This window comes from Klebsiella sp. F11 (assembly GCF_056712265.1).
Map to the genome: position 1 here is coordinate 848,537 of NZ_CM160060.1, position 24,674 is coordinate 873,210.

Consider the following 24,674-nt stretch of genomic DNA (forward strand, 5'->3'; position numbering starts at 1 on the left):
TGGCTCAGCCCGCGCTATGTCGGTACATTCTGCGCGGATGGCCAATCTTACCGTATTGCATCTCCACACTGAGAAAACCGCTCTCCACGCAGTGTTCCAGATAGCGGCGGGCGGTGGTTTTACTCAGCCCCGTCGCGCTCGCGACTTCGTCCACCGAAAAGCAGCGCAGCGTATGGTGGCTAAAGAGATTTTGTACCCGCGCCAGCGTATTCCCCTCTATGCCTTTGCTGCCGTTATCCTGACGGTAGTTTTTCGCCTGCAGTTGATACAGGGAATCCACGTTTTGCTGATCGACGATCTTCCACACCCGCTGCTGTTCAGCGAACTGCATAAAGCGCTCAAGTGACTGGTTAAGACGCTTCCACGATACCGGCTTGAGGATGTAGTCGAACGCGCCGTTGCGGATCGCCAGGCTACAGGTATCCATATCGCTGGCGGCGGTGATAAAAATGACCGAACAGAGGGTACGTGCCAGCAGCGCATTACCGATAAGCGTAATTCCTTTCCCGTCCGGCAGGTAATTATCCAGCAGCACCAGCTGCGGCCGCTTACTCTCAATTTGGGTCTGCGCGTCGGCCAGGGATGACGCAATGCCCACCAGCCGCAGGCCCGGATGTTTGCCAATCAGCTCCGCATGCAGCTGCGCCAACGCGTGTTCGTCTTCCACGATCAGTACATCGATAAGTTCATGTTGCATAGTCGGTCTCTTCTGGTTCCTGTTCCGGGCGCCAGGCGGTTCCCGTGGCGGGAATAAACAGTGAAAAAATCGCGCCGCGGGGCATATTGTCGGCGACCTCGATCGTTCCGCCAGCCTGGCTGACGTAGCTGTCGATCAGGTACAGTCCGATACCGTGGTCGCCGCAGGTTTTGGTGGTGATGCCGCGCTCAAATATCCGCTCGCGCAAGGCCGGTGTAATGCCGACTCCCCGATCGGCCACTTCGACGATCAGCTCTTGCGCATTCAGCGTGATCAGCACCTCTACCGGCTCGTGCGGCAGCGGTGCGCGCTGCGTCGCTTCAATGGCGTTATCCAGCAGGTTGCCGATAATCGAAATCAGCTCTGCTTCGGCAAGCGGGGCGAAGGGGCTCGCCATCCGGCAGGCCGGATCGAAGCTGAGTTGCACCCCTTTTTCGCGGGCGCGGGAGGCCTTGCCTAACAGCAGACCGCACAGCGTTGGCGAATGAAAGCGCGACGAGATAAAGTCCAGCAGCTCCTGGGCGTGTTCTGACTGGGCCTGAATATAGCCAATGGCTTCCTCATAACGCCCCATATGCAGCAGGCCGGAGAGCGTGGTCATGCGGTTGAGCTGCTCATGGCGCATGATGCGCAGATTGTCTACGTAGCGTTTCACCTGGCCGATCGGCTGTCCGCGCAGCTGTCGGGCGGGCTGATTCAGGCCCAGCAGCTTCCGCGCAGCCTGGTTGATCACCTCGATCCGCAGATGGTCATCGATAGCGATCACCCCTTCGTAGATCGACTCCATCATCGCTTTTTGCTGGCGCACCAGCAGGCCGATTTCACGCGGCTCCAGCGAGAAAATCTGCTTCTTAATGCTGCGGGTAAAAAACCACGAGAACACGAACAGGGCAACGAGCAGCAAAACGGCAGCGAGCAGAATATTGACGGCTTTACTGACGGTAATGGTGTCGAGGTAGCTGGTGAGGTAGCCCACGGAGACAATACCCACCACCTGACCGTCATCGCCGAATATCGGTGCTTTGCTGCGTAGCGAAATCCCTAAACCCCCCTGGCGAATGGTGGTGGTGGTTTTGCCCTTCAGCACCTCCTCATTATCACCGCCGACGAGCAGAGTGCCGACCCGGTCGGCGAAGGCCGAATGAAACAAATGACGGCCCTGATTATCGCCGACGACAATAAAACTGGCGTCACTGCGCGCCGCTATTTTATGCATAAAATTAGTGATTGCGCTAATATCCTTGTGGGCGACATTTTCACGTAATACAGGGATGATGGCGATCTCTTCTGCTTGTATTTTTGCCCGCGTACTCATTTCCATATACAGCTGTTTTTCGACATCAATATAATAATAGCCTCCCAACAGCACGAAGAGCACTGAGAAAAAGACCGTCAGTGAAATGAACAGCTTTATTTGAAATGAAACTTTCATCGCTATCACGCTGGGTATCAAGGGAAGTGGCTAATATATCATCTTTTTTCCGGCTGACATCTGCTTTGCCGGAAACTTGTGATCCTTTGCACAAGCGCTCTGCATGAGAAAAATATTGCAGTCGCCACAGATCTTAAATTTAGGTTAATAAATGTTATTTGTTTGTTCATTTTAGAAAATAAACCATAAAAACCACGCTAATAAATAAACTGTGAATCACATTAAATAAAAGAAACCATTAAAACCATAGCGTCCATTAAAGTTTCGGTTTTAATATGCTGAGTCTCACATTAAGTCTGCTTTGGGCACATTAAGCTGCCTGCACAAAATAACCAAGGGGCTTAATCATGAGCACAACTGACGATTCTTTCTCTGTTACCCAGGACCCAATTGATATTCATAAACCTTCGCTCAAAGAGCGCTGGTGGCATATTATGGATAGCTGGAAAGTGGGGATTATTCCTTTACCGCTGTTTGTTCTTGCCGGACTGCTGATCGCCATCGATTGTCTGGGGGGGAAGTTACCGAGCGATATCGTGGTGATGGTTGCCACGCTGGCGTTTTTTGGTTTTGCCTGCGGCGAATTCGGCAAGCGTCTGCCGATTGTCGGCAAGCTCGGCGCGGCGGCGATTTGCGCGACGTTCATCCCTTCGGCGCTGGTCTATTATGGTCTGCTGCCGGACGTGGTGGTGGAGTCGACGACGAAGTTCTACAAATCCACCAACATCCTCTATCTCTATATCTGCTGCATTATTGTCGGCAGTATCATGAGTATGAACCGCACCGTGCTGATCCAGGGTTTCCTGCGCATCTTCTTCCCGATGCTGTGCGGGGAAATCGTCGGCATGATCGTCGGCATGGGGGTGGGGCTGGCGCTCGGCCTCGAACCATTCCAGATCTTCTTCTTTATCATTCTGCCGATCATGGCGGGCGGCGTGGGTGAAGGGGCGATCCCGCTGTCGATCGGCTATGCGACGTTGCTGCATATGGATCAGGGCGTGGCGCTGGGACGCGTCCTGCCGATGGTGATGCTGGGCGGCCTCACCGCCATTATCATCTCCGGCTGTCTGAACCAACTCGGCAAACGCTATCCGGACCTGACCGGTGAAGGCCAGCTGATGCCAAACCGCGCGAATACCGATGAAACGGCCTCACAGCCTGCCTTCTCCGGCAAAGTCGACGTCACCACCATTGCTTCCGGCGCGCTGCTGGCGGTACTGCTGTATATGCTGGGGATGCTGGGCCACAAGCTGATTGGTCTGCCTGCACCGGTTGGCATGCTGTTTATGGCGGTGCTGGTGAAGCTGTTTAACGGCGTCTCCCCGCGCATTCTTGAAGGTTCTCAGGTGGTCTACAAATTCTTCCAGACCTCTGTGACCTATCCCATCCTGTTTGCCGTTGGCGTAGCGATCACCCCATGGCACGAACTGGTCGCCGCTTTCACCGTCAGCAACCTGCTGGTGATTATCAGCACCGTCTCTGCGCTGGTGGCGACCGGTTTCTTCGTCGGCAAAAAGATTGGCATGCATCCGATTGATGTCGCCATCGTCTCCTGCTGCCAGAGCGGACAGGGCGGCACCGGCGATGTGGCGATTCTGACCGCCGGCAACCGTATGAGCCTGATGCCATTCGCCCAGATTGCCACCCGCATCGGCGGGGCGATCAACGTCTCCATCTCGCTGTTGGTTCTCGGCAACTTCCTCGTTTAAGTTTTCAGGAAAACATCATGAAACTCGCAAGCTTTATCTATCAGGGTACCCGTAGCTTTGGCATCGTCAAGGCGGAAGGGATGATCGATTTAGGTCGTCGCCTCGGCGATCGCTACGGTGATCTCAAGGCGCTGCTGCAGGGCAACGGGCTGGCGGAAGCCGGCCGCTATCTCAACGATGCGGTCGATGTGCCGATGAGCGCCGTCACCTTCCTGCCGGTGATTGAGCAGCCGGAAAAAATCCTCTGCGTCGGCATGAACTATGCCGAAAAGCGCAAAGAGTTCGACCAGCACAATCCGGCGCCGACGCTGTTTGTTCGTTTCCCTGATTCGCAGACGGCGCACAACGCGCCGGTGTTGAAACCGCGCCATTCCAGCGAATTTGACTACGAAGGCGAACTGGCGGTGATTATCGGCAAAGGCGGCGAAAACATCCGTCGCGAGGAGGCGCTGCGCCACGTTGCCGGCTACAGCTGCTACATGGATGGCTCCGCACGCGACTGGCAGCACAGCTGGTTTACCGCGGGGAAAAACTGGCGGCAGACCGGCGCATTCGGCCCGTGGATGGCGACCGCGGATGAGATCCCGGATCCGCATCAGCTGACGATCCGCACCTGGCTGAACGGCCGGATGGTTCAGGATGACAACACCAGCAGCATGATCCACAAGGTGGCGGAGCTTATCGAGTACTTCAGCACCTTCACCCGCTTAAGCCCGGGCGATGTGATCATCACCGGATCGCCGGGTGGGGTGGGGAAAAAGCGTAACCCGCCGCTGTTTATGCAGGAGGGCGATCGCATTGAGGTTGAGATTGAGCATATTGGCCATCTCAGCAATGTGATCATGGAAGCGCCAGCCAGCACGCTGACGACGGCACACTGAGTAGGGCGTGATGATGGACTCGCAACCCGCTATCGACTTTCGCTTCACGGAAGTGGCCCAACACCCGGAACGTTTGAGCCAGATTCGTTACCTGCTGACGGACAGCGGTCTGGGGATGGACAACGATATCATGCTGTTTGTTGAGGCCTGGTCCGGAAGGCAGCTGGTGGGCTGCGCGGGGCTGGCCGCCAACGTTATCAAATGCGTGGCGGTCGATGAGCAGCTGCGCGGCGTGAACCTTAGCGCGCGGCTGCTGGCTGAAGTGGAAAACGTCGCCCTCGCGCGCGGCCATTTTCATCTCTTCCTTTGCACCCGGCCCTGTAACGAGGTGCGCTTTGCCCGCAGCGGCTTCTGGCCTGTCGCCCGCAGTGGCAATAACGCGGTATTGATGGAAAACACGCCGCAGGGCATCGCCCGCTACTGCCGTTCGCTGCGCGGAGAGCGCCGGCCTGGCCAGGATATCGGCGCGATTGTCATGAACGCTAATCCGTTCACGCTTGGCCACCGTCATCTGGTGGAACACGCGGCGGCACGCTGCGACTGGCTGCATCTGTTTGTGGTACGTGAAGACGCCTCTTTCTTTCCGTTCACCGCGCGTCTGGAGATGGTACAGGCCGGAGTGGCACATCTGCCGAATGTCTCCGTGCACGAGGGCTCGCAGTACATCATCTCGCGCGCCACTTTTCCGGCCTACTTCCTGAAAGAGAGCGGAAAAGTGCAGCAGGCGTGGAGTGAAATCGACGTGCTGATCTTTCGCGACTACATCGCGCCGTCTCTCGGCATTACCCATCGTTTTATCGGCTCCGAGCCGTTTTGCGATATCACCCGTCAGTACAATCAGACGTTGCATGAACTGCTGGCTGGCCACATCCACGTTGAGGAGGTGGCCCGTATTAAGGCCGGGGGCAGCGCCATTTCGGCCTCGGAAGTCCGTCGTTTACTTAAGACAGAGCAGTATTCTCGTATTCGGGACATTGTCCCGGAATCCACTTTCGCGCATCTCGAAGCGCACTACAGCGCGGAAGTCGCTTAACTATCAGGAAACGAACATGAAAATTGTAAGGGAGGCGCTGGCCGGTACGCAGGAGTCCAGCGACCTGATGGTGAAAATCTCCCCCGCCGACGGCGAGCTGGAGATTGTCATCCACAGTGAAGTGATGAAGCAGTTTGGCGAGCAGATTCGTCAGGTGGTTGAGGAAACGCTGCGCGCGATGGTGGTGCGGCAGGGATTGATTATCATCGAAGATAAAGGCGCGCTGGATTGTGTCATTCGTGCGCGACTGCAAAGCGCGGTGCTACGCGCCGTCGATGAACCGCATATCGACTGGAGGACACTGTGATGAACAGGCTCCGTCGTAGCATGTTATTCCTGCCGGGCGCTAACGCAGCCATGCTCTCTACCGCCTTTATTTACCGTCCCGATTCGATCATGTTCGATCTTGAGGACGCGGTGGCGCTGCGTGAGAAAGACAGCGCGCGCCTGCTGGTCTGGCATGCGCTCCAGCACCCGATGTATCAGGATATCGAAACCGTGGTGCGCATTAACCCGCTGAGCACGCCGTTTGGCTTGCTGGATCTGGAAGCCGCCGTGCGGGCTGGCGTGGATGTGATCCGATTGCCGAAAACCGATACTCCGGAAGATATCGACGAACTGGAAAGCCACCTGGTGCGTATCGAGCGCGACTGCGGGCGTGAAGTGGGGTCCACCCGCATCATGGCGGCGATTGAGTCGGCCGTTGGCGTCATTAACGCCGTGGCCATTGCCCGTCGTTCCCCACGGCTGATTGGGATTGCGCTGGCGGCCTTTGATTATGTGATGGATATGCAGACCGAGCGCAGCGACGGTACCGAACTGTTCTACGCCCGCTGCGCGGTACTGCATGCCGCCCGGGCAGCCGGTATCGATGCCTTCGACGTGGTGTGGTCAGACGTGAACGACGAAGCCGGATTCCTGCGCGAAGTCGAGTTGATCCGCAGAATGGGCTTTAACGGCAAATCGTTGATTAACCCGCGTCAGATTGACCTGCTGCACAATGCGTATGCGCCAACCCGGCAGGAGGTCGAACACGCACAGTTAGTGATTGAAGCCGCGCAGGAGGGGGAACGCAATGGCCTGGGCGTGGTCTCGCTCAACGGCAAAATGGTCGATGCCCCGATTATTAACCACGCACAGAGAGTGCTGGAACGCGCGGCCGCCTCTGGCGTGCGCCGTTAAGGATAAAACAATGAACCAGACAGAACTTCTCCATGCGACCTTCCCTCATCTGCGGGATTTAAAACCGTTTGATTCTGCCCTCAGCGCTACGCCCTGGCTGGCCGACGTGGAGGAAAAGCATCGCCGTAAGCTGTGTGCATCCCTCGAAGAGGCGGTGGCGCGCAGCGGCCTGCAGGACGGAATGACTATCTCCTTTCACCATGCCTTCCGTGAAGGCGATCGGGTGATTAACAGCGTAGTGGCGAAGCTTGCGCAAATGGGTTTTAAAGGCCTGACGTTGGCTTCCAGCTCACTGATGACCTGCAACGATGCCCTTATCGAACATATCCAGAACGGAGTGATTCGCCGCATTTATACCTCAGGGATGCGCGGGAAACTGGCGGAGGCTATCTCCTACGGAGTGATGGATGAGCCGGTGCAGATCCATTCCCACGGCGGGCGGGTGAAATTACTACAGGATGGTGAACTGAATATTGACGTCGCGTTTCTCGGTGTGCCGTGCAGCGATGAGTTCGGCAATGCCAACGGTACCCACGGGCGCTCCTGCTGCGGTTCGCTCGGCTATGCGATGGTCGATGCGCACTTTGCCCGGCGGGTGGTGCTGCTGACCGAAGAACTGGTGCCTTTCCCCAATATGCCGGCGAGCCTGATGCAGGATCAGGTGGATTACATCGTACAGGTTGATAGCGTGGGCGACCCGGCGAAGATCAGCGTCGGTGCGGCGCGCGTCACCAGTAACCCGCGTGAACTGATGATCGCCCGCTATGCGGCAGATGTGATTGAGCACTCCGGTTACTTCAGAGCCGGTTTTTCGATGCAGACCGGCTCCGGGGCGGCGGCTACCGCCTGCACCCGCTTTATGGAAGAGAAGATGGAGCACGGCGGCGTGAAAGCCCGCTTTGCGCTGGGTGGGATTACCGGCAGTCTGGTGGATCTGCACGAGAAAGGGCTGATTGACAAGCTGCTCGATACGCAGTGCTTCGACGGTCAGGCGGCCGCTTCGCTGGCGCGCAACCCCAATCACGTGGAGATCTCCACCAATGTCTATGCCAACCCGGGCAGCAAGGCGGCGAGCTGTGACCAGCTGGACGTGGCTATTCTCAGCGCGCTGGAAATCGACGTCGATTTCAACGTTAACGTGATTACCGGTTCCGACGGCGTGATGCGCGGGGCGTCCGGCGGTCACTGTGATGTGGCGGCAGCGGCAAACCTGACTATTGTCGTCGCCCCGCTGCTGCGCAGCCGCATTCCCACGGTAGTCAAGCGGGTGACGACGCGACTGACGCCGGGAGAAAGCATCGACGTGCTGGTCACCGACCACGGGATTGCGGTGAATCCGGCGCGACCGGAGATCCGCGCGCGCCTGATTGCCGCCGGGATGAACATCGTCGATATCGACGCGCTGTATGCGCGGGCTATCTCGCTAAGCGGGATCCCAAAACCCATTGAATTCACAGACAAAATCGTCGGCGTCATTCGCTACCGCGACGGGCGGGTGATTGATACCGTGCGCCAGGTTAAGGAGTAGCAACATGAACACTGCGACACCCGCGGCGGCGGGTGTCAGCCTTGAGGCGTGGCTGGCGGCGAAAGAATGCCGCGCGGCGCGCCAGGCTGACTGGCTAAAACGTTATCAACAGCCGATTATTTCGCTGACCCTGGTAACGCCGGGAACGGTAAAAAATAGTCTCCGCTACCGCAATACGATGGGCGTGGCGCTACAGATGTGCGACCAGCTGCTGTGGGAGAACCGCTGGCCGGTGCGGGATCGCCAGATACTGTGGCTCCCGACGGGGCCTGAGGCGATGTGGTCCGTGGCGCACAATGCGCCGGAGATCAAGGCCCACTGCGTGACGTTAGAGCAGAGCCATCCGCTCGGCAGGCTGTGGGACCTGGATGTGATCTGCCCGCAGGATGGCCACGTTGGCCGCCTGTCGCTTGGCCTGCACATGCGCCGCTGCCTGGTGTGTGATGAGCCGGCGCATGTCTGCTCTCGATCGCGCAAGCATCCGATCGGGCAGGTGGTGGGAAGTGTGGAGAAGATTATCAATGACTGGTTTGCCCGCGACTAAATTTTGCGCCATTGAGGTCCCTCGTCTGGCGGAAGAGGCCCTCTGGCAGGAGCTGGAGCTGACCCCTAAGCCGGGGCTGGTGGACCGACTCAACAACGGGGCTCATCACGATATGGACCACGCTCTGTTTGTCCGCAGTATTACCGCGATTGCGCCGTGGCTCTCCCGCTTTACCGCGCTGGGGAGTGACTACGCAGACCAACCGGCAGGCGAGCAGTTGCGCCTGCTACGCCCGATGGGCATTGCCTGCGAGCAGGCAATGTATGCCGCAACCGGTGGCGTGAATACTCATAAAGGGGGGATATTTGCTCTCGGGCTACTCTGTTTTGCCGCCGGAAGGGTGCGGGAGGTGACCGCGTCAAGCCTCTGTCGCGAAGTGGGGATTCTGTGCAGGGGGCTGGTGGCCCGCGAGCTGGCTGGCCGCAGCGTGACAACAACCGCAGGCGAACGTCAGTTCCGGCAGTTGGGTTTAACCGGCGCCCGCGGTGAGGCGGAAAGTGGTTTTGCGACGGTACGTCGCGTCTTGCCCCAGTGGAACGGCCGCCAGCTGCATGATTTGCTCCTGCGCCTGATGGCGGTGAATCCGGACAGTAATCTGGTGTCGCGCGGCGGTATTCACGGGCTGCGATATGTGCAGAGCTATGCGCGAACGCTGCTGGCAAACGGCTGGGATCGCCGGCGTTTACTGGAGATGGACCGGGCGCTGATAAGGCGTCATTTAAGCCCGGGAGGGAGTGCGGATTTACTGTCGGTGGCGTGGGTTTTAGCGAAGTGCGGTTAATTTCCCTCCCCCGAAGAGAGGGGAGGGAACAATCGGTTAATGCGCGGGGGTGGTCTGCACGCCGGCCGGTACACGCTCGTGTTTGTATTTAAACAGCGCGACGAAGGCGAAGGCCAGAACCAGCGAGTATCCGGCGAAGATCAGCCACACCGGCTGCCAGTTGGTGATGCCGTCGGTGGTATACATCTCCACTACTTTCCCGCTGACGATGCCGCCGAGAATGCAGCCAAAGCCGTTGGTCATCATCAGGAACATCCCCTGGGCGCTGGCGCGAATTTCCGGTCTCACCTCTTTCTCGACGAACACCGAACCCGAGATGTTGAAGAAGTCGAAGGCGCAGCCGTAGACAATCATCGACAGAACCAGCAGCACGGTGCCGAACGGCGTCGGGTCGCCGTATGCGAACAGGCCGAAGCGCAGCATCCACGCCACGATACTGATCAGCATGACGTTCTTAATGCCGTAGCGGCTCAGGAAGAACGGGATGGTCAGGATAAACAGGGTTTCGGAGATTTGGGAAATCGACATCATTACCGACGCATGTTCGACGATAAAGCTGCCCGCGAACAGCGGGTTATTGTCGAAGCTGTGCAGGAAGGTATTGCCGAACATGTTGGTGATCTGCAGTTCAGCGCCTAACAGCATGGAGAAGATAAAGAAGATCGCCATCCGCTTGTTTTTGAACAGGGCAAAGGCGTCCAGGCCCAGCATAGTGCTCCAGCTCTGGTTTTTCTGCTGGTTAGAGACCGGAATATGCGGCAGCGTCAGGGTGAACAGCGCCAGCACGACGGAGAGCGTTGCGCCGATATAAAGCTGCATATGGCTCAGCTCGAAGCCGGCGAAGCTGACGGCCCACATGGCGATGATAAAACCGATGGTTCCCCAGATACGAATCGGCGGGAAATCGGCGACGATATCCATCCCGGAGGATTTCAGGCGATAGTAGGAGATGGTGTTAATCAGCCCGAGCGTTGGCATATAGGCCAGCGAGTTGAGGAGAATAACCAGGAACATCTCACCCGGCGTGGTGACCTGGGCCGCCATAAACAGCGTCCCCGCCCCGACCAGATGGCATAGCGCATACACCCACTTCGCGCTGATCCACTTATCCGCCACGATACCCAGCAGCGTAGGCATGAACACGGCGGCGATACCCAGCGAGCTGTATACGGCACCGATTGACGCTCCGTCAAACTTAAGCGTCACAAACATATAGGAGCCTAGCGTAGTCAGCCAACTACCCCACAGGCAGAACTGCAGAAACGACAATATTTTAAGCTGCAGCTTAAGGTTCATGTTATTTTCCTCACGAGTAAGCGGGGGAGCTGTTGTTATGGTTACATTCAGGGCTACGATTTGATGAAATTCTATCAGTAAGCGGCATCATGTTTTGTTACCTTCCGCAAATAAATGCAATCCATATTAATTTGCAGATTAGATTGTGACGCAAATAACGTTTTCGTATGGAGCGATGCGGAAAAAGGCTGGACGACCCGGCTCTCGCGCTGAGAGCCGGGTAAAGGAGGGCAATCCTATTTGCGGCGGTAGGATTTCTGCGCCGTGTTGACTTTATACAGGTAGCGGCGGGATTCCCCGGAGGGGTGGCGGGTGGTGAGCGTCGAGTAGACGTCGCCCGGCGTCATGCTGATAATGATATTGGCGGCCTGGACCTTATCGCTGGAGAAGACCCGCAGCACGCTGCCCGCGCCGCCGTTATAGGCGGTGATGACCGCGTAGCGCCGCGAGGTGGGGTTGTCGATGCCGGCGAGATAGACGTTGTTCAGCATCGCCAGATATGCGGTACCGGTGTCGATATTGTTGGCCGGATCGAACAGGAAGCTGCGGCTCGGCAGGCCCGATTTCCCCTGAGCGCGGAAAACGTCTTTCCCGGCGCTGTGTTGGACGACCTGCATCAGGCCCAGCGCGTCGGAGTTGCTGACGGCGTAAGGGTTGAAAGAGGATTCGGTCTGCATAATCGCCAGAATCAGCGACTCGTCAATGCCGTACTTCCGCGCCGACTGGCGTACCATGCCGATATATTTATGCGCACGCTTATCGAGGTGGTTCGGCACCAGGTTGATGGTGATGCTGTAGATCATCCGCGGGCCGTTGCTGCGGCTCTTAAGGCGAGTTTGCAGTAGATAGTCGGCAAAGCGCGCGGCGCGCCACTCCCAACGAATCGACGCGCCGGTGTTATCCACCACCTGGCCATAGAGAAACGGCTCTTTCGAAATCTGAATGTCGTCGACGTCGGAATAGAGGTCGATGGAGTTCGGATCGTCGCCCATCAGCAGGGTTTTGATAATCGCCTGGCGCAGGCGCCCGGCAGGATCGGTGCCGGCGATGGTTTCAACGGTGATGGTCCCCTCATCAAAGTTGATGTGGCTGCGGGTCTGATATTGATCGGTGTACTTAACGTAGTCCTTAGGCCCGGCAAGCAGAACCTCGTTATAGCCCCAAATATTTTCGACGTTATGGGCGAACTGACCCATCAGGATATCGAAGCCGTTGGTGTCTTTAACCCAGGCCTCGTTGTACTCGCCACCTCGTTTATTCGAGGTGGAACACGAAACGAGCAAAGGCGCAATGAGCGCTAGCGCTAAATATTTTTTCATCATTCCGGGAGCGTGCGTTGTGTGGATTGTGCGTAACCGCGGTCTGGCGCTTACGATTTTTCCTGCGGCGTATAGCCTTCGATATGCACATCTTTGCCTTCAAACAGGAACTTGATCATCTCCTGTTCCAGCAGCTTGCGGTGCTCGACGTTCATCATGTTGAGCTTCTGCTCGTTGATCAGCATGGTCTGCTTGTGCTGCCACTGGGCCCAGGCCTCTTTGGAGATCTCGTTATAGATGCGTTTGCCGAGATCGCCCGGGTAGAGCTGGAAATCCTGGCCATCCGCTTCGCGCTGCAGGAAGGTACAAAAAATAGTTCTGCTCATGATTGATCCTCTTTAATTCGCCAGAACGCTATACCAGCGCCCCGGCCTTCAGCTGTTGCAACAGACGTTCCACGGGAGCCGCCAGACCGACCGACGGCGGCTGCGCTAAGTTATACCAGAGTGCGCCGGCTTCATCCATGCATGCGCCTGATGAGTGCACTGTAAGCCACATCGGCACAATATCCAGGTGGAAATGGCTGAAAGTGTGGCGAAATGCGGTCAACTGCGTCAGATTATTAGTCTCGATCTGCCGCTGTGTCAGCCACTCGCGCAGCGTCTCTTCGTCTTCAAACTGTGGAAAGCAGAATAATCCGCCCCACAGGCCCACCGGCGGGCGCTGGGTGAGAAACACCTCGTCGCCGTGCTGCATCAGCAGAAAATAGCCGCTGCGTTGCGGAATAGTCTGCTGCGGTTTCTTGCCTGGATATTGAGTCCATGAATTATTGGCGTACGCCTCGCAGCCGTTATTCAGCGGGCAAAGCTCGCACTTGGGCTTCGAACGGGTGCAGACGATCGCCCCGAGATCCATCATCGCCTGGTTAAAACGCTCGACGCCTTTGGCCGGCGTGACCTTTTCGCTAATCCCCCACAGCCGCTTCTCGACCTCTTTTTTCCCCGGCCAGCCGCTTACCGCATAGCAGCGTGCCAGCACGCGCTTCACGTTGCCGTCGAGAATTGGAAAGTGCTTACCAAGAGAGAGCGATAAAATGGCGCCCGCCGTCGAGCGCCCGACTCCGGGCAGCGCGGCCACTTCGTCAAAGGTCTGCGGGAATTCGCCGCCGTGCTGGCTGGCCACCTGCTGCGCCGCCTTATGTAAATTACGCGCCCGGGCGTAGTAGCCGAGGCCGGTCCACAGATGCAGGACTTCGTCCAGCGGGGCCTTCGCCAGATCGCTCACCGTTGGGAAACGCGCCATAAAGCGTTCAAAATAAGGGATAACCGTTGCCACCTGCGTTTGTTGCAACATCACCTCGGAGAGCCATACTTTGTAGGGCGTTTTGCCGATTTGCCATGGCAGGGTTTTACGCCCGTATTTGTCGTACCACTCCAGCACCTGGGCTGAAAATTGCGCGGCGAGAAAAGTCAAAGCTGCAGCTCCGGAATTGCGATAACAGGGTGGCAGATTGCAGCACAAGGGCGAGAGGCTGTAAACCCTTGCATCCGTCGGGTAACTTTGGATAATGCCCGTTTTCCGCACACATTCACAAGCAGACCTAACCTTTATGAAAAACGACGTCATATCTCCGGAGTTCGATGAAAACGGCCGTCCTCTGCGCCGCATTCGTAGCTTCGTCCGCCGCCAGGGCCGCCTGACTAAAGGGCAACAGCACGCGTTGGATACTCTCTGGCCGGTGATGGGCGTTGAGTTCACCGATGCACCGCTTGATTTAGCTTCGCTGTTTGGCCGCGAGGCGCCGGTCACCTTAGAGATCGGTTTTGGCATGGGCGCCTCGCTGGTGGCGATGGCTAAGGCGAAACCGGAGCAGAATTTCCTCGGTATTGAAGTCCACTCTCCGGGCGTCGGGGCGTGCCTCGCTTCCGCCGAGGAAGAGGGTGTACAAAACCTGCGCGTGATGTGCCACGATGCGGTCGAAGTGCTGCACACCATGATTGCGGATAACTCCCTCAATATGGTGCAGCTGTTTTTCCCTGACCCGTGGCACAAAGCGCGGCATAATAAACGCCGCATCGTGCAGGCGCCGTTTGCTGAACTGGTGAAAAGCAAGCTCAAGCTCGGCGGCGTTTTCCATATGGCGACCGACTGGGAGCAATACGCCGAGCATATGCTGGAAGTGATGTCGTCGCTCGACGGCTATCGTAACCGGTCTGAAAGCAACGACTATGTACCGCGCCCGGAATCGCGCCCGGTAACCAAATTTGAACAGCGTGGCCATCGTCTTGGCCACGGCGTATGGGACTTAATGTTCGAGAGGGTGAAATAATGGCAAAGAATCGTAGCCGTCGTCTGCGTAAGAAAATGCATATCGACGAGTTTCAGGAAATGGGCTTCTCCGTCGCCTGGCGTTTCCCGGAAGGGAGCAGCGAAGAGCATATCGACCAGACCGTAAATGACCTGATCAACGAAGTGATTGAGCCGAACAAGCTGGCGTTTGACGGCAGCGGCTACCTCTCCTGGGAAGGCCTGATCTGCATGCAGGAGATCGGTAAATGCACCGAAGAGCACCAGGCGATTGTCCGCAAGTGGCTGGAAGAGCGGCAGCTTGCCGACGTGCGCACCAGCGAACTTTTTGACATCTGGTGGGACTAAGTTTGACCAGGGTCGGCAATTGCCGACCCGCTTTGTCTGAAGGGAGTTTTATGATGCGCAAAACGCTGCTGGCGGTGGCGCTGTCCGTTACCGCTTTAACCGCGCATGCGGACTACCAGTGTAGCGTCACGCCGCGTGACGACGTGATCCTCAGCCCGCAGCAGGTGCAGGTGAAAGGGGAGAACGGCGATCTGGTGATTATGCCGGACGGCAGCCTGACCTGGAACGGAAAACAGTATTCCCTGAACGCGGCCCAGCGCGAGCAGGCCCAGGACTATCAGGCCGGCCTGCGCAGCAGCCTGCCGTGGATTGACGACGGCGCCCGCGCCCGGGTTGAAAAAGGCCGCACGGCGCTGGATAAAATCATCACCGAGCAGGTGGGAACCAGCAGCAGCATGCACGGCCGCCTGACCAAACTGGACACGCAGCTAAAAACCCAGATGAACCGTATTATTGAACACCGCAGCGATGGGTTGACCTTCCACTATAAAGCGATCGATCAGGTCCGCGCCGACGGCCAGCAGCTGGTCAATCAGGCGATGGGCGGCATCCTGCAGGACAGCATTAACGAGATGGGCGCGAAGGCGGTTCTCAAGGGCGGCGGCAATCCGCTGCAGGGGATCCTCGGTAGCCTCGGCGGCCTGCAAACGGCGATTCAGGAGGAGTGGAAGAACCAGGAAGCGGATTTCCAGCAGTTCGGCAAAGACGTCTGCAGCCGGGTGGTTTCCCTTGAAGAGAGCCGCAAGGCGCTGGTGAGCTCGCTGAAATAACCTTTTCTTTCATTGCGCGGCCCGTAACGTCCGAACCGCGCAATATTCTCTTTAAACCTCTCGATTCAGGCACGCCCGTGCGACACGCGGGAGCGGCGGGCCAGCGAGTCGATAATCACCGCAATCGCCAGCACGCAGCCGGTAATGATATAGCGCAGCGATGAGGGCAGATTCAGCAGCGTCAGGCCGTTCGAAATCGACTGAATCACGATGATCCCCAGCAGCGCGGACCAGGCGCTGCCGCGCCCGCCAAACAGGCTGGTGCCGCCGATCACCGCCGCAGCGATGGCGTTGAGGTTCACGTCGCCGGTGCCGGCCTGCTGGCTGGCAGAGGCCAGGCGCGAAGCCGCCAGAATCCCCCCGAACGTCGCCAGGGTCGCGCAGAGCACGAAGGCGCTGACGTAAATAGCCCTGACGTTAATTCCCGAACGGCGCGCGGCCTCCCGGTTGCCGCCGACCGCAAACATCGAGCGGCCCCATTTTGTCCGCTTCAGCGCATAGTTGAGCACCATCGCAGCCGCGACAAACAGACCAAAAATCCACGGCACGCCGCGGCCCAGGTTGAGATAGAAAACGGCGGCCTCAAAAATCACCGTCAGCAGCGCCGCGCGCAGCAGCAGCGAACTAACGGACTCGGCGGAGAGGTTGGCCTGCAGGCGGCGTACGCGGGTTTTCAGGCCAAACGTCAGCAAAGCCAGGCCGGGCAGCAGCGCCATGGTATGGGAGAACCAGCCCGGCATCACCATCAGCTGGCCGAAGCGAACCAGCGGCGAGGCGTAGGGCAGGTTGATGCTGCCGCTGGGGCCGAGAATGTACAGCTGCATTCCGAGCAGCGCCAGCAGGCCGGCGAGCGTCGCCACGAAGCTCGGCATCCCGACCCGGTTATAGAGCACGGCGTAAATCAGGCCGACGGCGATGCCGCACAGCAGCGCGACGCCGATAGCCGCCGCCACTGGCCAGCCCGCGTTGACCCACAGGACGCCGACCATCGCCGAGGCCAGGCCGCTCATCGAACCTACCGAAAGGTCGATTTCCCCCAGCATCAGCACGCAGACGATCCCCAGAGAGATAAAGCCGACGGTGGCGCAGTCAAAAAGCAGGTTAACGAGGTTGTTCGGCGCAATAAACACCGGGTTGAGCCAGGTAAACACCAGGGAGATAACGATCAGCCCGGCGATCACCGGGGCGGTGCCGAGATCGCCGGTCTTGATGCGATTGATTTGCGCACGCAGCGCGCCGAACAGACCATCGTTGTGCTGGACGCGCTCGTCGCTGCGATCCAGGGCCGGGCGGGATTCTGTCTTGCTGTTCATAAAATTAAACCACTCCAGAAGAACTTAACTGTGATTTACGTTCAACGCGGCGCGAAACGGCGTTTTCCGTTGCGCCGGTAATGGCGGCGACCAGCTCCTGGTTGGTGGCGTCGGGGGTGAAGACCCCTTTATTGCGCCCGAGGCGCAGCACCACGATGCGATCGGCCACCGCGCGCACGTCTTCCATGTTATGGCTGATAATAATGACGCCGAGGCCGCGTTCGCGAACGCGCTCGATCAGGTTGAGCACTTCTGCCGTCTGGGCGACGCCGAGGGCGGCGGTCGGCTCATCCAGCATGATAATTTTCGGATTCATCAGCAGAGAGCGGGCAATGGCCACGGTTTGACGCTGGCCGCCGGAAAGCGAAGCGATGGGTTCGCGCACCGACGGAATGCGCGCCGCCAGCTCCTGCAGCAGCGTCCACGCCCGCACCTCCATGGCAACTTCATCCAGCTGCAAAGGCGAGATCTCCTGGCCTAAAAACAGGTTGGCTACCACGTCCAGGTTTTCGCACAGCGCTAAATCCTGGAAAACCGTGGCGATGCCGTATTCCAGCGCCTTCCCCGGGCTATCAAGAGTGACGACCCTGCCGTCAAACTCGATGGTGCCGTCGGTGGGCTGATGCACGCCGGCGAGGATTTTGACCAGCGTAGATTTTCCCGCGCCGTTATCGCCAACCAGCGCCACCACTTCACCGGCGTGGACCTCCAGCTCGATATCGGCCAGGGCGCAGACGGCGCCAAAGTGTTTAGAGACGTTGCTGAGCTTCAGGATCGGTTGCCCGGCGGGGGATGTTTTCCCTTGTTCTTGCGACATGGAAGAGACCTCAATTATTGCGAAACAACGCCCGCCGTTGGATGACGGGCGCGTGGGCAAAATTACTTTTCGATGCCTAACTTCTGGCAGGCTGCGGCGTATTCGCCGGTACAAACCTGAGCGTAGGTCTGGATCTTTTTATCGAAGATTTCCGCTTTAATATTTTTCGCGGTGATCACCGCCGGGGTGAAGAGCTGCGAAGGGGTGTTGTACAGGGTGGTGCTGGCCTGCGGCTTCTTACCCTGAATAAAATCAACGGCCACTTTCGCCGCCGCCGCGGCGACGATTTCAGACGGTTTTGAGATGGTGTTGTACTGGTCGCCGGCAATGATCAGCTGCAGCGCGGCGATGGTGGCGTCATTGCCGGTCACCGGCGGCAACGGCTGGACGCCGGCGGCTTTGAAGGCGGCAATCGCCCCGCCGCCGGTACCGTCGTTAGCGGCAACCACGCCTTTGATTTTGTCACCAAAGCGGGTTATCTGCCCGGCCGCCCACTCCTGCGCTTTTGGCGGCGCCCATTCCGGCGTATCAAATTCCGCCAGGGTTTTGTAGCCCGACTCTTTCAGGCCGCGGTGGATACCGTCGCGGATCAGGCCCGCCGCCGCGTCGGTCGGAGATCCGTTGATTTGCAGCACCCCGGCATCCTGCGGTACGCCGCTCTCTTTCAGGTGGTCGGTCAAGGACTTAGAGATGGCATAGCCAATGCCTTCGTTATCAAACGAGACGTAGAAATCAGCCGGTTTCGCCGGGATCGGGCGATCGTAGGCGATCACTTTGACGTCCTGCGCCTGGGCGTTGGCAACCAGCGCGGCGGCGGCGGAAGAGTCCACCGGATCGAGAACGATAACTTTCGCGCCCTGGGCGATGACCGAGTTGAACTGCTGCTGCTGCAGGCTGGCGCTGGCGTTGGCGTTTTGATAAATGACCTTGCAGTCGGCGCACAGTTTGCTCATTTCCGTCTTGAAGCCAGGAAAATCATGCTGCTCGTAGCGCGTCGACGCCTGGTCGGGCATTAAAAAGGCGACCGTGGCGGATTCCGCGGCCTGTGCTGAAGCGGTAACGCCGGCGGAGATTGTTGCAAGTGCGATAAAAACTTTACGGTAATTCATTGCCTTACCCTCTTTTTTATATGCTTGAGCCCGCCGGCCTCGGCCGACGTCATAAAGACTTTTTTAATAAGAGTTACCAATAATTCACATGTAGGATACTTCGGTTTTACATTTGCTCAACCGATGAAGCAGGATTACCACCGCGCAAAAAAGGAGTCAAGAAATGGAAAAATATCGATGTGTATTTGTGACTGTCTGCAAAGATCTGAATAAAAAAGGCGCAGGGGATTTGACCGAAGCGCGGAGGGAAAGCGGCCGTAAGAGTGGAGGAAACGCGGGGAAAAAAACGGGCGGCGAAGGGCCGCCCGGATGCTTAATCTTCGCTGAGGAACAGCTCCAGCAGCGAGTTTAAAAACAGTTTACCGTGCTCGGTTATCTGCCAGCTGCGCGCGTCTTCAGCCAGGTAGCCCTGGGCGATGGCGGCATCAATTTGCGGGCGAATCACGCTCTCATCCAGGCCGGTGTAGCGGCTGAACTCGTCGCGCGGCGCGGCTTCCAGCAGGCGGAAACGGTTCATAAAGAATTCGAACGGCTTATCCGCCGCCTCGACGTCGTGCTGGCGCTCAAGGTAACGGCCTTCCATGTAACCCCGCGGATGGCGCGTTTTCGCCGTGCGCAGAATGCGTCCGTCAGGGAAAGTAACCTTACCGTGCGCCCCGCAGCCGATGCCGAGGTAGTCGCCAAAGCGCCAGTAGTTAAGATTGTGCTGGCACTGATAGCCGGGTTTGGCGTAGGCGGAGGTTTCATACTGCTGATAGCCTGCCGCCGTCAGCAGCCGATGCCCTTGCTCAAAAATATCCCACAGCGCATCGTCATCCGGCAGCACCGGCGGACGGGAGCCGAAGAGGGTATTGGGCTCAATCGTCAGCTGATACCACGACAGGTGCGGCGGGTTGAGCTCGATGGCCTGGCGCAGATCATCCAGCGCTTCGTCCAGAGACTGGTCCGGCAGGCCATGCATCAGGTCGAGGTTGAAGCTGCGCAGGCCGAGGCCGGTGGCCAGATGCGCCGCGCGTTTCGCTTCGGCCGGGCCGTGAATACGTCCCAGACGCTGCAACTTTGCCTCGCTAAAGCTCTGCACGCCGATGGAGATCCGGTTGACCCCCGCGCGCTGATACTCGACAAAGCGATCGGCCTCCACGGTGCCGGGGTTGGCCTCCATGGTGATCTCGGCGTCGGCGGCCAGCGGCAGGCAGGCGCGAACGCCGTCAAGCAGCGTTTGCATCGCCGGCCCGGAGAGCAGGCTAGGGGTGCCGCCGCCGATAAAAATAGTCCTGATTTCACGGCCCTGGGCGTAGTGCGCGTCGGCCTGCAGATCGTTGAGCAGGTGCTGCACGTAGTCGTCGTGCGGCACCTCACCCTTTAACGCATGCGAGTTAAAATCGCAGTACGGGCACTTCTGCACGCACCACGGGATGTGAATATACAGGCTCAGAGGCGGCATATTAGCCATTACGTAATGCTTCCAGTAACAGTTTCAGCGCGCGCCCGCGGTGGGATATCGCGCTTTTTTCTTCACGGCTCAGCTCCGCCGCGGTTTTCCCCTCGGACGGAACAAAGAAAATAGGGTCATAGCCAAATCCGCCGCTGCCTGCCGCGCTGCGGGCAATCACGCCGGGCCAGCTGCCGTGACAAACAATCGGCGTCGGATCGGCTGCATGGCGCAGGTAGACCAGCACGCAGTGGAACTGCGCCTGGCGCTTATCGTCAGGGACGTCGCGCAGAGCATCGAGCAGCTTTTCCAGGTTCTGCTGGTCGCTGGCATCTTCGCCGGAGTAGCGAGCGGAGTAGATCCCCGGCGCGCCGCCGAGCGCATCTACCGCCAGGCCGGAGTCATCGGCAATCGCCGGCAGGCCGGTAATCTCTGCGGCATGACGGGCTTTCAGAATGGCGTTTTCGATAAACGTCAGGCCGGTTTCTTCGGCGTTGTCGACTCCCAGCTCGGTTTGAGCAACGATATCCAGACCGAAATCTTCCAGCAGCGAGGCCAGCTCGCGGACCTTTCCGGCATTGCCGGTGGCGAGAACAACTTTTTGCATGATTAATCCTGTTTAGAGCGAGGCTCTTATTCTGTCAGCGCCGCGACCTGAGTCGGGATCTGTTGCGGGTTGATGATTTTTATCTGCTTGTGGCGGCCCAGCTCGCCTTTTTCAAGAAGCACCTGGCTTTTCGCGACGCGAAACTGTTTGGCGAGGAACTTAATCAGGTGGGCATTTGCCTGACCATCAACGGGCGGGGCGGTAATGGCGACTTTGAGCTCGTCGCCATGTAAACCAACGATGCTATCGCGGCTGGCCTTGGGCTGAATATACAGCCGCAGGACCAGCCCGTCGGCGCAGGCTTCGACGGCACTCATAGCGCCATCCACAGCCCCGGAAGCAGCACGTTACCGGTTGCCTGAAGCAGTTCGGAAATGCCCATATTAATCACGTACAGCAGCAGAACCAGCACCATCGGCGAGAAGTCGATCCCGCCCATCGACGGCAGCATTCTGCGAATCGGGCGCAGCAGCGGGTCGGCGAGCTGCATCAGCACGTATTCAACCGGGCTGCGGCCCTGGCTCACCCAGCTCATAATCGCCATCAGCAGCAGGACCCAGAAAATCAGCAGGCCGATAGTCTTAATCAGAATCAGCAGCGCGGAAATCCAGATAATCGGCTGGAAGGTGACCACCATAAACAGCACGATGGCTTTGATGACGCAGAGAATAAAGGCCAGCAGCAGCGAGGCGCTATCGAGCGGCCCCATGGCCGGGATAATGCGGCGCAGCGGCCCAACCACCGGCTGGGTTGCCTTCACCACAAACTGCGAGAAGGGGTTGTAAAAGTCGCAGCGTGCCCACTGCATCCAGACGCGTAACAACATGATCATCGTGTAGAGTTCAATGACCGTTGAAAGCAGGAAAGTCAACGTCTTCATGGCGTTCCTCAGATTCCTTAATTTTTGCTGTAGTCGCGCGCACCGAAGATTGCGGTCCCGATGCGCACCATAGTGCTTCCCGCCGCGATAGCGGCTTCCATATCATCCGACATTCCCAGAGACAACGTATCGACCGCAGGGTAGTGCGCCTTAAGTCGCGCAAATGCTACCGCCATTTGTTGGGCGACGGCAAACTGCCTTACATATTCTGACTCGGGGGCCGGAATGGCCATTAACCCGCGCAGCCGCAGATTCGGCAGGGCGTCGATCTCTGCCGCTAGTGCATCGAGCGCCTCAGGCGGAATGCCTGATTTGCTGTGCTCGTCGCTGATATTAATTTGAATCAACACGTTAAGCGGCGGCAGATGCGCCGGACGCTGCTCGCTAAGCCGGGCGGCGATCTTCAGCCGGTCGACGGTGTGGCACCAGTCGAAATGCTCTGCCACCAGACGGCTTTTGTTCGACTGCAGCGGACCAATAAAGTGCCACTGCAGATGGTGAACCCCGGCATCCTGAAAGTGGCGAATTTTCTCCACCCCTTCCTGCACGTAGTTTTCACCGAAAGCTACCTGACCTGCAGCCACCGCTTCTTCGACCGCGCTCGCAGGTTTGGTTTTACTCACTGCAAGCAGCGTAACTTCTTCTGGTGAGCGGCCGCAGCGGGCGACAGCGCCTGAGATTTTGTCCCGGACCTGTGCCAGGTTATGCGCAATATCGTTCATATTCCGAGGATGAGTTATGGAGCTGGAAGAAATCGTGGCCCTTAGTGTAAAGCATAACGTCTCCGATCTACACCTGTGCAACGCCTCGGCGGCGCGCTGGCGTCGTCAGGGGAGGCTGGAGCCCGCGCCCTTCACCTCGCCGGAGATCGGCAAAATACTCGCGCAGTGGCTCAACGATGAGCAGCAGGCCCAGTGGCAGGCCAGCGGGCAGGTTGATTTTGCGCTGGCGCTACCCGGCGGGCCGCGCCTTCGCGCCAGCGCATTTGCCCACACGCGCGGGCTATCGCTGGCGCTGCGCCTGCTGCCGGAGGCCTGCCCGCGGCTTGATGAGCTGTGCGTCCCCGCCGCGCTGGCCGAGCTGCTCAATGAAGAGAGCGGGCTGATCCTCGTCACCGGCGCCACCGGCAGCGGTAAATCGACCACCCTCGCGGCGATGGTGGGCTATCTCAATCAGCGCCTCGATGGCCATATTCTGACCCTTGAAGATCCGGTGGAGTTTGTTCATGGCAGCGAACGGTGCCTGGTTCAGCAGCGCGAAATTGGCCGCCACGCGCCGTCGTTTGCCGCGGCGCTGCGGGTGGCGCTGCGCCAGGACCCGGACGTTATTTTGCTGGGCGAGCTGCGCGACAGCGAGACCATCCGTCTGGCGCTGACGGCGGCGGAGACCGGGCACCTGGTGATGGCCACGCTGCATACCCGCGGCGCCGCGCAGGCGGTTGAGCGTTTGGTTGACGTTTTTCCTGCGCAGGAAAAAGAGCAGGTTCGCAGCCAGCTGGCGGGAAGCTTATGCGCCGTGCTGGCGCAAAAATTATTGCCGGATATATCCGGCGGTAGAGTTGCGCTATTCGAGCTTTTGGTAAATACCCCGGCGGTGGCAAATTTGATCCGCGAAGGGAAAACCCATCAGCTGCCCGGCGTTATGCAGACCGGACAGCAGAGCGGAATGCAGACTTTTACGCAAAGTTTTCAACAGCGTGTGTTATCAGGTCGCCTGCAGCCGTCGATTTAATATTCAGTTATCGGGGCAGCTTATTGTTATCGTAATGTTTTATTAATGTTCTTTGAAATTGATTTTAAATATAGGTAAGAGTAAATGACAACGTCAGAATAATGAGCTGCAGGGATTTTATTTGGTATTATCCTCGCAGAAACGGGAAAAAGTTTAGATTACCTTTTGACACTTTTAATGAATTCACATTATGCTGTTTGTGGGGATGGGATGATTCCCATAATATATTGTTTTGATATGTAAGTTTACTTCAATTTATTAATGAGTATGTGATTTTTTGTTTTAATTCATTTAACCACCATGATGGTGGGTGCGCGCTAAGGAGAGTTTTAAGTGATTAATTTATCAGGTGACTATTCTCATTCTCGTCAGGTTGTCTTTATTACTCACCCGTCGATTCAGAGTAAGTCCTTTGTCAGCGGATTGGCAGAAACCTTATCGATGGCAGTTACCCTGCATAATATCAATAAGCCCCTGACGCAGCGCCTGGCGAAGGACTGCGTAATATTATTTGATATTGCCGTAGCGAATAAAAAGCTGAACGGAGTGTGGCGGGATATTATTCGAACGCACGCCGAGAATCCGCGACTGCTGATTATCAACAGCGCGCAAAAGTATGAGCTCTATGAGATGGCGCAGTGGCCCGCGCTCTACGGCGTCTTCCGCCATGACGATGACGCATCGCGTTTAATTGAGGGCGTTAAGGCCGTGCTGAAGGGCGAACAGACGGCCGAGCTGAGCGTGATGCATCCTGCGATGTACGCGGCGAATCATGCATCGGTACCGACGGAAAGCTCTCCGCTGACTGAGCGGGAATGTGAGATCTTAAACGAGCTGCGCTGCGGTGCGACGAATATGGATATCGCCCGGGCGCTGTTCATTAGTGAAAATACGGTGCGCACTCATCTGTATAACGTCTTTCGCAAGCTGAGCGTGAAGAATCGTACCCAGGCGGTGAGCTGGGCTAACGAACATCTCCGTCACTAGGTTATCACGATGATGGCACCGGCTTCGGCGG

27 protein-coding genes are annotated in these 24,674 nt (G+C 57.8%); 13 read left to right on the plus strand and 14 right to left on the minus strand.

The features are described 5' to 3' along the window. Positions 1 to 4: 4 nt before the first annotated feature. Positions 5 to 697, minus strand: coding sequence for a response regulator (locus AC1M2H_RS04315; protein ID WP_480150422.1), 693 nt, complete (start codon positions 695 to 697; stop codon positions 5 to 7). After that, positions 687 to 2,129, minus strand: coding sequence for an ATP-binding protein (locus AC1M2H_RS04320; protein WP_480150423.1), 1,443 nt, complete (start codon positions 2,127 to 2,129; stop codon positions 687 to 689). Before AC1M2H_RS04320 ends, AC1M2H_RS04315 begins: the two co-directional genes overlap by 11 nt. Positions 2,130 to 2,476: 347 nt before the next feature. On the opposite strand from AC1M2H_RS04320, the gene AC1M2H_RS04325 reads away from it, so the two are divergent. The 8 genes from AC1M2H_RS04325 to citG are packed head-to-tail and all read left to right on the plus strand — an operon-like array spanning position 2,477 to position 9,787. Continuing rightward, complete coding sequence (locus AC1M2H_RS04325) at positions 2,477 to 3,838, plus strand: 2-hydroxycarboxylate transporter family protein (RefSeq protein WP_480150424.1); 1,362 nt, start codon at positions 2,477 to 2,479, stop codon at positions 3,836 to 3,838. A gap of 17 nt (positions 3,839 to 3,855) precedes the next feature. Next, a complete protein-coding gene (locus AC1M2H_RS04330) occupies positions 3,856 to 4,719 on the plus strand; it encodes a fumarylacetoacetate hydrolase family protein (RefSeq protein ID WP_480150425.1) in 864 nt (287 codons plus the stop codon). Between the two features lie 13 nt (positions 4,720 to 4,732). Beyond that, positions 4,733 to 5,752 carry a [citrate (pro-3S)-lyase] ligase gene (gene citC, locus AC1M2H_RS04335; protein WP_480151838.1) on the plus strand — a complete coding sequence of 340 codons (1,020 nt, stop codon included), beginning with the start codon at positions 4,733 to 4,735 and terminating at the stop codon, positions 5,750 to 5,752. 16 nt (positions 5,753 to 5,768) lie between these two features. Further along, positions 5,769 to 6,059: a citrate lyase acyl carrier protein gene (citD, locus tag AC1M2H_RS04340; protein WP_480150426.1), complete on the plus strand. Its 291-nt coding sequence runs from the start codon at positions 5,769 to 5,771 to the stop codon at positions 6,057 to 6,059. Then, positions 6,059 to 6,934 (plus strand): citrate (pro-3S)-lyase subunit beta, encoded by an 876-nt coding sequence (gene citE, locus AC1M2H_RS04345; RefSeq protein ID WP_480151839.1) that lies wholly within the window; start codon positions 6,059 to 6,061, stop codon positions 6,932 to 6,934. Before citD ends, citE begins: the two co-directional genes overlap by 1 nt. Before the next feature lie 10 nt (positions 6,935 to 6,944). After that, positions 6,945 to 8,462, plus strand: a complete 1,518-nt coding sequence (gene citF / locus AC1M2H_RS04350) for a citrate lyase subunit alpha (RefSeq protein ID WP_480150427.1) — start codon at positions 6,945 to 6,947, stop codon at positions 8,460 to 8,462. Between the two features lie 4 nt (positions 8,463 to 8,466). Beyond that, positions 8,467 to 9,006, plus strand: coding sequence for a citrate lyase holo-[acyl-carrier protein] synthase (citX, locus tag AC1M2H_RS04355; RefSeq protein WP_480150428.1), 540 nt, complete (start codon positions 8,467 to 8,469; stop codon positions 9,004 to 9,006). Further along, entirely contained in the window at positions 8,984 to 9,787 is an 804-nt protein-coding gene (citG, locus tag AC1M2H_RS04360; protein WP_480150429.1) for a triphosphoribosyl-dephospho-CoA synthase CitG, read from the plus strand. Before citX ends, citG begins: the two co-directional genes overlap by 23 nt. Before the next feature lie 36 nt (positions 9,788 to 9,823). On the opposite strand, the gene AC1M2H_RS04365 is transcribed toward citG, so the two are convergent. The 4 genes from AC1M2H_RS04365 to mutY all read right to left on the minus strand — a co-directional run bounded on the left by AC1M2H_RS04365 (position 9,824) and on the right by mutY (position 13,815). Next, positions 9,824 to 11,083, minus strand: coding sequence for a nucleoside permease (locus AC1M2H_RS04365; protein WP_480150430.1), 1,260 nt, complete (start codon positions 11,081 to 11,083; stop codon positions 9,824 to 9,826). Positions 11,084 to 11,319: 236 nt separating this feature from the next. After that, positions 11,320 to 12,402, minus strand: coding sequence for a membrane-bound lytic murein transglycosylase MltC (mltC, locus tag AC1M2H_RS04370; protein ID WP_480150431.1), 1,083 nt, complete (start codon positions 12,400 to 12,402; stop codon positions 11,320 to 11,322). A gap of 50 nt (positions 12,403 to 12,452) precedes the next feature. Continuing rightward, positions 12,453 to 12,728 (minus strand): oxidative damage protection protein, encoded by a 276-nt coding sequence (locus AC1M2H_RS04375; protein WP_480150432.1) that lies wholly within the window; start codon positions 12,726 to 12,728, stop codon positions 12,453 to 12,455. A gap of 28 nt (positions 12,729 to 12,756) precedes the next feature. Beyond that, entirely contained in the window at positions 12,757 to 13,815 is a 1,059-nt protein-coding gene (gene mutY, locus AC1M2H_RS04380) for an A/G-specific adenine glycosylase (RefSeq protein WP_480150433.1), read from the minus strand. A gap of 136 nt (positions 13,816 to 13,951) precedes the next feature. On the opposite strand from mutY, the gene trmB reads away from it, so the two are divergent. Genes trmB through AC1M2H_RS04395 form a run of 3 tightly spaced genes read left to right on the plus strand, consistent with a single transcriptional unit; the run spans position 13,952 to position 15,767 of the window. Then, on the plus strand, positions 13,952 to 14,671 hold the full coding sequence (trmB, locus tag AC1M2H_RS04385; RefSeq protein WP_426812432.1) for a tRNA (guanosine(46)-N7)-methyltransferase TrmB: 720 nt from the start codon (positions 13,952 to 13,954) through the stop codon (positions 14,669 to 14,671). Next, the gene (locus tag AC1M2H_RS04390; protein WP_480150434.1) at positions 14,671 to 14,997 is read left to right on the plus strand and encodes a YggL family protein; all 327 of its coding nucleotides are present in this window, start codon (positions 14,671 to 14,673) and stop codon (positions 14,995 to 14,997) included. The genes trmB and AC1M2H_RS04390 overlap by 1 nt, the downstream gene beginning before the upstream one ends. Positions 14,998 to 15,047: 50 nt before the next feature. Further along, the gene (locus AC1M2H_RS04395; RefSeq protein ID WP_480150435.1) at positions 15,048 to 15,767 is read left to right on the plus strand and encodes a YggN family protein; all 720 of its coding nucleotides are present in this window, start codon (positions 15,048 to 15,050) and stop codon (positions 15,765 to 15,767) included. A 65-nt stretch (positions 15,768 to 15,832) separates the two neighbouring features. Here the strand turns inward: AC1M2H_RS04395 and AC1M2H_RS04400 are convergent, their stop codons facing one another. The 8 genes from AC1M2H_RS04400 to AC1M2H_RS04435 all read right to left on the minus strand — a co-directional run bounded on the left by AC1M2H_RS04400 (position 15,833) and on the right by AC1M2H_RS04435 (position 22,647). Then, a complete protein-coding gene (locus AC1M2H_RS04400) occupies positions 15,833 to 17,080 on the minus strand; it encodes a sugar ABC transporter permease (protein WP_480150436.1) in 1,248 nt (415 codons plus the stop codon). 4 nt (positions 17,081 to 17,084) lie between these two features. Then, on the minus strand, positions 17,085 to 17,897 hold the full coding sequence (locus AC1M2H_RS04405; RefSeq protein ID WP_480150437.1) for an ATP-binding cassette domain-containing protein: 813 nt from the start codon (positions 17,895 to 17,897) through the stop codon (positions 17,085 to 17,087). A gap of 62 nt (positions 17,898 to 17,959) precedes the next feature. Then, on the minus strand, positions 17,960 to 19,006 hold the full coding sequence (locus tag AC1M2H_RS04410; RefSeq protein ID WP_480150438.1) for an ABC transporter substrate-binding protein: 1,047 nt from the start codon (positions 19,004 to 19,006) through the stop codon (positions 17,960 to 17,962). 313 nt (positions 19,007 to 19,319) lie between these two features. Further along, on the minus strand, positions 19,320 to 20,459 hold the full coding sequence (gene hemW, locus AC1M2H_RS04415) for a radical SAM family heme chaperone HemW (protein ID WP_480150439.1): 1,140 nt from the start codon (positions 20,457 to 20,459) through the stop codon (positions 19,320 to 19,322). After that, complete coding sequence (locus AC1M2H_RS04420; RefSeq protein WP_480150440.1) at positions 20,452 to 21,045, minus strand: XTP/dITP diphosphatase; 594 nt, start codon at positions 21,043 to 21,045, stop codon at positions 20,452 to 20,454. Before AC1M2H_RS04420 ends, hemW begins: the two co-directional genes overlap by 8 nt. A gap of 26 nt (positions 21,046 to 21,071) precedes the next feature. Continuing rightward, on the minus strand, positions 21,072 to 21,362 hold the full coding sequence (gene yggU / locus AC1M2H_RS04425) for a DUF167 family protein YggU (RefSeq protein ID WP_041147205.1): 291 nt from the start codon (positions 21,360 to 21,362) through the stop codon (positions 21,072 to 21,074). Next, positions 21,359 to 21,925 carry a YggT family protein gene (locus tag AC1M2H_RS04430; protein ID WP_480150441.1) on the minus strand — a complete coding sequence of 189 codons (567 nt, stop codon included), beginning with the start codon at positions 21,923 to 21,925 and terminating at the stop codon, positions 21,359 to 21,361. Before AC1M2H_RS04430 ends, yggU begins: the two co-directional genes overlap by 4 nt. Positions 21,926 to 21,942: 17 nt before the next feature. Beyond that, complete coding sequence (locus AC1M2H_RS04435; protein WP_480150442.1) at positions 21,943 to 22,647, minus strand: YggS family pyridoxal phosphate-dependent enzyme; 705 nt, start codon at positions 22,645 to 22,647, stop codon at positions 21,943 to 21,945. A 16-nt stretch (positions 22,648 to 22,663) separates the two neighbouring features. On the opposite strand from AC1M2H_RS04435, the gene AC1M2H_RS04440 reads away from it, so the two are divergent. Next, a complete protein-coding gene (locus tag AC1M2H_RS04440) occupies positions 22,664 to 23,656 on the plus strand; it encodes a type IV pilus twitching motility protein PilT (RefSeq protein ID WP_480150443.1) in 993 nt (330 codons plus the stop codon). A gap of 333 nt (positions 23,657 to 23,989) precedes the next feature. Beyond that, positions 23,990 to 24,643: a LuxR C-terminal-related transcriptional regulator gene (locus AC1M2H_RS04445; protein WP_480150444.1), complete on the plus strand. Its 654-nt coding sequence runs from the start codon at positions 23,990 to 23,992 to the stop codon at positions 24,641 to 24,643. Positions 24,644 to 24,674: the final 31 nt, after the last annotated feature.